Origin of the sequence: Allorhizocola rhizosphaerae, assembly GCF_003426775.1 — a bacterium.
GTDB lineage: Bacteria > Actinomycetota > Actinomycetes > Mycobacteriales > Micromonosporaceae > Allorhizocola > Allorhizocola rhizosphaerae.
The window spans coordinates 1-5,741 of the sequence record NZ_QJUG01000354.1 but is presented as its reverse complement, the minus strand read 5'-3'; the positions used below and the strand labels follow the sequence as shown (position 1 = coordinate 5,741).

General features: G+C 69.4%; 7 protein-coding genes and 1 pseudogene. 7 read left to right on the top strand and 1 reads right to left on the bottom strand.

Going from position 1 to position 5,741, the window contains the following annotated elements:
* Positions 1-881: hypothetical protein (locus DM816_RS39800; RefSeq protein WP_425455337.1), on the bottom strand; the 881-nt coding region annotated here is incomplete at its 3' end.
* On the opposite strand from DM816_RS39800, the gene DM816_RS39795 reads away from it, so the two are divergent.
* The 7 genes and pseudogenes from DM816_RS39795 to DM816_RS39765 form a co-directional block, all read left to right on the top strand.
* Complete coding sequence (locus DM816_RS39795; protein WP_211589059.1) at positions 834-1,595, top strand: tetratricopeptide repeat protein; 762 nt, start codon at positions 834-836, stop codon at positions 1,593-1,595. The genes DM816_RS39800 and DM816_RS39795 overlap by 48 nt on opposite strands.
* Before the next feature lie 9 nt (positions 1,596-1,604).
* Positions 1,605-2,384, top strand: a pseudogene (locus DM816_RS39790) (HAD-IIA family hydrolase); the annotation flags it as partial.
* 31 nt (positions 2,385-2,415) lie between these two features.
* Complete coding sequence (locus DM816_RS39785) at positions 2,416-2,973, top strand: phasin family protein (RefSeq protein ID WP_342768805.1); 558 nt, start codon at positions 2,416-2,418, stop codon at positions 2,971-2,973.
* Positions 2,970-3,788, top strand: coding sequence for a hypothetical protein (locus DM816_RS45025; RefSeq protein WP_246002666.1), 819 nt, complete (start codon positions 2,970-2,972; stop codon positions 3,786-3,788). Before DM816_RS39785 ends, DM816_RS45025 begins: the two co-directional genes overlap by 4 nt.
* A complete protein-coding gene (locus DM816_RS39775; protein WP_117215636.1) occupies positions 3,788-4,588 on the top strand; it encodes a TlyA family RNA methyltransferase in 801 nt (266 codons plus the stop codon). The genes DM816_RS45025 and DM816_RS39775 overlap by 1 nt, the downstream gene beginning before the upstream one ends.
* Positions 4,585-5,469, top strand: a complete 885-nt coding sequence (locus DM816_RS39770; protein WP_117215635.1) for an NAD kinase — start codon at positions 4,585-4,587, stop codon at positions 5,467-5,469. The genes DM816_RS39775 and DM816_RS39770 overlap by 4 nt, the downstream gene beginning before the upstream one ends.
* A 19-nt stretch (positions 5,470-5,488) precedes the next feature.
* A partial coding sequence (locus DM816_RS39765) for an AAA family ATPase (RefSeq protein WP_162908333.1) occupies positions 5,489-5,741 on the top strand: 253 nt, incomplete at its 3' end.

The window sequence follows — 5,741 nt, the reverse complement described above, 5'->3', positions numbered from 1 at the left end:
GTCGGGACGATCGTGGTGGGGATCGGCGTGAGGGTGGTTACCCGCAGCGGCGTGAGGGTGGTTTTGAGCGTCGGGATGACCGGGGTGGATCTCAGCGGCGTGAGGGTGGTTTTGAGCGCCGGGACGATCGCGGTGGATATCAGCGCCGGGATGACCGGGGTGGGTTCCAGCGGCGTGAGGGTGGCGTCGAACGGCGTGACGACCGTGGTGCGTATCAGCAACGGCGTGACGATCGTGGTGGGTTCCAACGTCGTGAGGGTGGCGTTGAGCGTCGGGATGACCGTGGTGGATACCAGCGGCGTGAAGGCGGGTTCCAGCGTCGGGACGATCGTGGTGGGGACCGGCGTGAGGGCGGTTACCCGCAGCGGCGTGAAGGCGGCTTTGAGCGTCGCGACGATCGTGGTGGGGACCGGCGTGAGGGCGGTTACCCGCAGCGGCGTGAAGGCGGTTTCGAGCGTCGGGATGACCGGGGTGGATTCCAGCGGCGTGAGGGTGGATTCCAGCGGCGTGAGGGTGGCTTCGAGCGTCGGGATGACCGGGGCGGTCAGCGGCGTGAAGGCGGCTACCAGAGGCGAGAGGACCGCGGCGGATTCCCGCGGCGGGATGACCGCGGGTTCGGCGATAGGCGTGAGGGCGGGTACCAGCGGCGTGAAGAGCGTGACAGCCGGGAGCGGGATCGCGGGCCGAGCCGGTTTGACCGAGCGGAGCCGAGTGCGGAGGCCGCGCCCGTGCTCACCGATGACGTATCGGCGGATGAGCTCGACTCGGCCGTGCGGGCCGAGTTGCTCCCGCTGGCGCGGCCGGTAGCGGAGACGGTCGCCCGGCACCTGGTCATGACCGGCAAACTGCTCGACGAAGATCCGGCCAAGGCACTGGGCCATGCGATCGCCGCGCGCCGGTTGGCCTCGCGCATCGCGGCGGTAAGGGAAGCGGTGGGGCTGGCCGCGTACCACGCACAAGAATGGTCGACGGCAATCGCTGAACTGCGTACGTATCACCGGATGACCGGCCGGCAGACGCATCTTGCGGTCCTTGCCGATTGTGAGCGCGCGTTGGGTCGGCCCGAGAAGGCGATCGACCTGTTCCGCAGCGCCGACCGGGAGAAGCTGGGCCGCACCGAAGCGTTGGAGCTGTTGATTGTCGCGGCCGGGGCGCGCGGTGACATGGGCCAGCACGATGCCGCGGCCGCGATGCTGCAAATCCGTGAGCTGTCAATCGATACCGAGGAGCCGTGGGCGCCCCGGTTGCGCTACGCGTATGCCGACTCGCTGCTGAAGGCCGGGCGGACGGAAGAGGCGCGCGAGTGGTTCGGCAAGGCGGCTGAGGTGGATGTCGAGGGCACCACGGACGCCGCGGAGCGACTGCTGGAGATGGACGGCATCGAGATCAGTGACGATGACGAGCATGCTGAAGAGGACGAGGAGCTGGACGGTGAGGCGGCGGCCGAGTCCGATGTGGACGAGCTTGACGCTGAGGTGTCTGATGTGGACAGTGTCGGGTCCGTCGAGCCCATCGCGTCCGATGAGTCCGATGTGGATGACGAGTCCGATGTGGATGATGAGGGTGAAGGCAGGTTGCCCGGAGCCGCGGCTTGAGGGGTTGGCGTGCTGGTCGACGCGTACGACCTGGTGATACTCGACCTCGACGGCGTGGTGGTGCTCGGCGACCGCGCCGTTGACGGTGCGAAGGAAGCGTTGGCGCGCCTGCGCGAGCTGGATAAGACGCTTCGGTTTGCGACGAACAACGCCTCCAGGCGGCCCGGTGAGGTCGCCGAAATGCTTGAGGGCATGGGGATTTCGGCGTCGGCGGACGAGGTGCTTACGTCGGCTGTAGCCGCCGCTTCGGCGCTGGCGCAACGGTTTGTGGCCGGTGCGCCTGTGCTGGTGGTTGGGGCGGCTGCGCTACGGGCCGAGGTTGCCGCGGTCGGGCTGACTCCCGTCACCAGTGCGGAAGACAAGCCGGTGGCGGTGGTGCAGGGGTACGGGCCCGACGTGGGCTGGACGCATCTGGCCGAGGCGTGCGTGGCCGTCCGCAATGGAGCGTGGTGGGTAGCGACGAACACCGACCGTACGCTGCCCACGCCGCGCGGGCCGCTGCCGGGCAACGGCGCGCTTGTCGCGGCGCTTGCCACCGCGCTGGACCGGAGGCCGGATGTGGTCGTGGGAAAGCCCGAGCCCGGCCTGTTCCTGGCGGCTGCGGAGCAGGTGGGAGCACGGCGTACGCTCGTCGTCGGAGATCGCCTCGACACGGACATCGCGGGGGCGCGGCGCGCCGGGATGGACAGCATGTTGGTGCTGACCGGCGTGGCGGCGGAGCGGGACGCGACCGCGGCGACACCCGAGCAGCGCCCAACCTATGTGGCTGCGAATATGTTGGGGTTGTTCGCGGTAGCGTGAGGACATGGTGACCGGGAAGGTGAGTGAACCAGTGCAGGACGCGTTGAAGGCCTACCTCGAGCTGGCTCTGGGCCTCGGCGAGGCGTCGAAGAAGAAGGCCGAAAAGACGGTCAAGAAGCTGGCCAAGGAGTTGACCGGCAAGGGTCAGGCAACGGCCGGCCAGCTGCAGGGCATGGCCGAGGATCTGATCGCGACGAGCGCCGCCAACCGCGAGGCGATTTCGCGCCTGGTGCGGGTCGAGATGGATCGCGCGCTGAGCCGGGTCGGGCTCGCCACGGCCGACGATGTCTCGTCGCTGGTGGCGCGGATTGACGCGCTGGAGCGGCAGCTGCGCGACGGCCAGGCCGCGGCGACTGCGGGCGGTCCGGCGGCCGCGAAGGCGCCCGCCGGTGGGACGGCGGCGAAGGCGACGACCCGCAAGGCCTCGCCCGGTACCCCCCAAATAAAGGCTCCGGTGGTGACGAAGGCGCCGTCGAAGAAGGTGGCGGAGGTGCCTGTGGCGAAGAAGGTGGCCAAGAAGGCCGTGAACAAGACGACGGCGAAGAAGGCGGTGCCGACGACCGAGGCGACGCCGTGACGACGGACAGCGCCGATTACTCGCGGTGGGGGCGCTACGCGTCGGCCGAGGTCGAAGCGGCCGAGACGCCCGCGCGCTCGCCGTGGGGGGCGGACGCGTCGGCCGACTTGGACGTGGACGATGCGGACTCGGCCGGCCGTGTAGGGCTGTGGGGCGAGGGCGAGGCGGACGACGAGTTCGGGTATGCCGACGATGTCGAGGACGAGGCGGACGACGTCGAGGGTGAGTCGGCGGCGGTCGATGTCCAGGATGACGGCGGGGAGGGCGGCGACGAGACGGGCGCCGAAGTCTGGGTCCCCGAGGCCGGCCGGGAAGCGCGCTTCGAGGCGACGGATGACGTTGTCGCTGACGCGGATGTGAACTTCTCTTACGCTGCCGACAGTGTGATGGGTGAGGTCGATGCGAGGTTCGCCGAGGCTGGTGGCGGCGCTGCCGTTGAGAGCTATGCGAGCTTTGGTGAGGCTGGTGGCGGCGCTGCCGTTGAGAGGCATGCGAGCTTTGATGAGGGTGGTGGCGGCGCTGCCGCTGAAAGCCCTGCGAGGCTTGATGACGCTGCCGGTGACACTGCGGTTGAAGCGGATGTGTGGGTTGAGGCAGCGGAGGATGGCGCGGCGGAGGATGGCGTGCCCGTGATGGCTGTGGTCGGGGCGGAGCAGAGCGTTGCCGCGGGGTTTGTGTCGACCGGGCATGAAGCGGTCGATGCGGCCGTCCGTGCCGTGGAGAACGCTTCGCGGCTGCCCGTGGCGGAACAACTGGCCGCCTACGAGGCGGCGCATACGACGCTGCGCGAGGTCCTCGGGTCCATCGAGGAGTGATGGCACGCCGTCTACGCCTGGATGCCGAGCTGGTCAGGCGGGGTTTGGCCAGATCGCGCGAACATGCCGCCGCGCTGATCGACGAGGGCCGGGTCGAGGTGCGGGGCACGGTTGCCCGCAAGGCGGCCGCGATGGTCGATCCTGCTGAGGCGGTGCGGGTGGTCGAGGCAGCCGCGCCCGAGTACGTGTCGAGAGGCGGGCACAAGCTCGCCGGGGCGCTGGACGCCTTTGTGCCGCAAGGTTTGGTCGTGTCCGGGAAGCGATGCATGGATGCGGGCGCGTCGACCGGTGGGTTCACGGAGGTGCTGCTGCGCAACGGCGCCGGCGAAGTCGTGGCCGTGGATGTCGGATATGGACAGTTGGCCTGGGCACTGCGCAACGACCCGCGGGTGAAGGTGTTCGAGCGGACGAATGTGCGGACGTTGACGCCTGCGGTCATTGGCGGCCCGGTGGAGTTGACGGTTGCCGATCTGTCGTTCATCTCGCTGCGGCTGGTGCTGCCCGCGCTTGACTCGTGCACTGTGGGTGATCTCGTGCTGATGGTGAAGCCGCAATTTGAGGTGGGCAAGGAGCGGGTGGGCGCGGGCGGGGTCGTGCGGGATCCGGCATTGAGAAGCGAAGCGGTGGTGGACGTGGCCCGTGCGGCGGGCGAGCTGGGGCTGGGCGTGGCGGGGGTAACGACCTCCCCGTTGCCTGGGCCTTCCGGGAATGTGGAGTTCTTTTTGTGGCTGCGCAAGGGCGCGCCTCCGGTCGACGTTGAGCGGATCACATCGGTGGTGTCGGGTACGGTTTCGCAATGACCAGAGCGGCGCTGCTCGTCACGCATACGGGGCGCAAGGATTCAACCGCGCACGCGCGGACCGTCGCGCGCGATCTGACCATGGCCGGGTTCGAGGTGCGGGTCGTCGCCGAGGAGGCCTCCGACCTGGACGTGCCCGAGATCAAGCCGGTGTCCGGGGTGGACGCGGCGGTCGGAGTCGAGATCGTGTTCGCGCTGGGCGGCGATGGCACGCTGCTGCGCGCGGCCGAGCTGGCCCGGCCGGTGGGTGCTCCGCTGCTCGGGATCAACCTGGGGCGGGTCGGGTTCCTGGCCGAGGCCGAGATCTCCGATCTGGACCAGGCCGTGCGTGACGTCGTTGACCGGGCATACGAGGTGGACGAGCGAATGACGATCGACGTCATCGCGGAGCTCGGCGGGCAGGTGATCGCCGAGTCCTGGGCGCTCAACGAGGTGACGGTCGAGAAGAGCGCCCCGGAGCGGATGCTGGAGCTGATGGTCGACGTCGACGGGCGGCCGCTGTCGCGGTACGGCTGCGACGGCGTGATCTGCGCCACCCCGACGGGTTCGACGGCGTATGCGTTCTCGGCCGGCGGACCGGTCGTCTGGCCGGCGGTCGAGGCCCTATTGGTGGTACCGATCAGCGCCCACGCGCTGTTCAGCCGGCCACTGGTGACCGCGCCCCACTGCGACATCGGGATCAGCGTCGACCCGCATACCTCACGCGCGGTGCTGTGCTGCGACGGGCGGCGGGTCTTCGGGCTGCCCCCGGGGGCGAGGGTGACTGTCCGGCGTGGAGAGACAGCGGTGCGTGTAGCGCAGATCCGTCCGCAGCCGTTCACCGACAGACTCGTGGCCAAGTTCGAGCTTCCGGTGGAAGGCTGGCGCGGAAATAGTCGGTAGGTAGCGCTAGTGTCTGGCTGTGCTGGAAGAGTTGCGCATCACCGGCCTCGGGGTCATTGAGGACACGACGCTTCCGTTGACCCGGGGCATGAACGTGATCACCGGAGAGACCGGAGCAGGCAAAACGATGGTCGTCACCGGGCTCGGCCTGCTTTTCGGGGGTCGGGCCGACGCGGGGCGGGTGCGTGCCGAGCCGGGCCGGGCGACGGTCGAGGGCCGGTTGCGGCTGCCCGCGCACACCGCGGCCGCCGTGTCCGCACGCGTCGCCGACG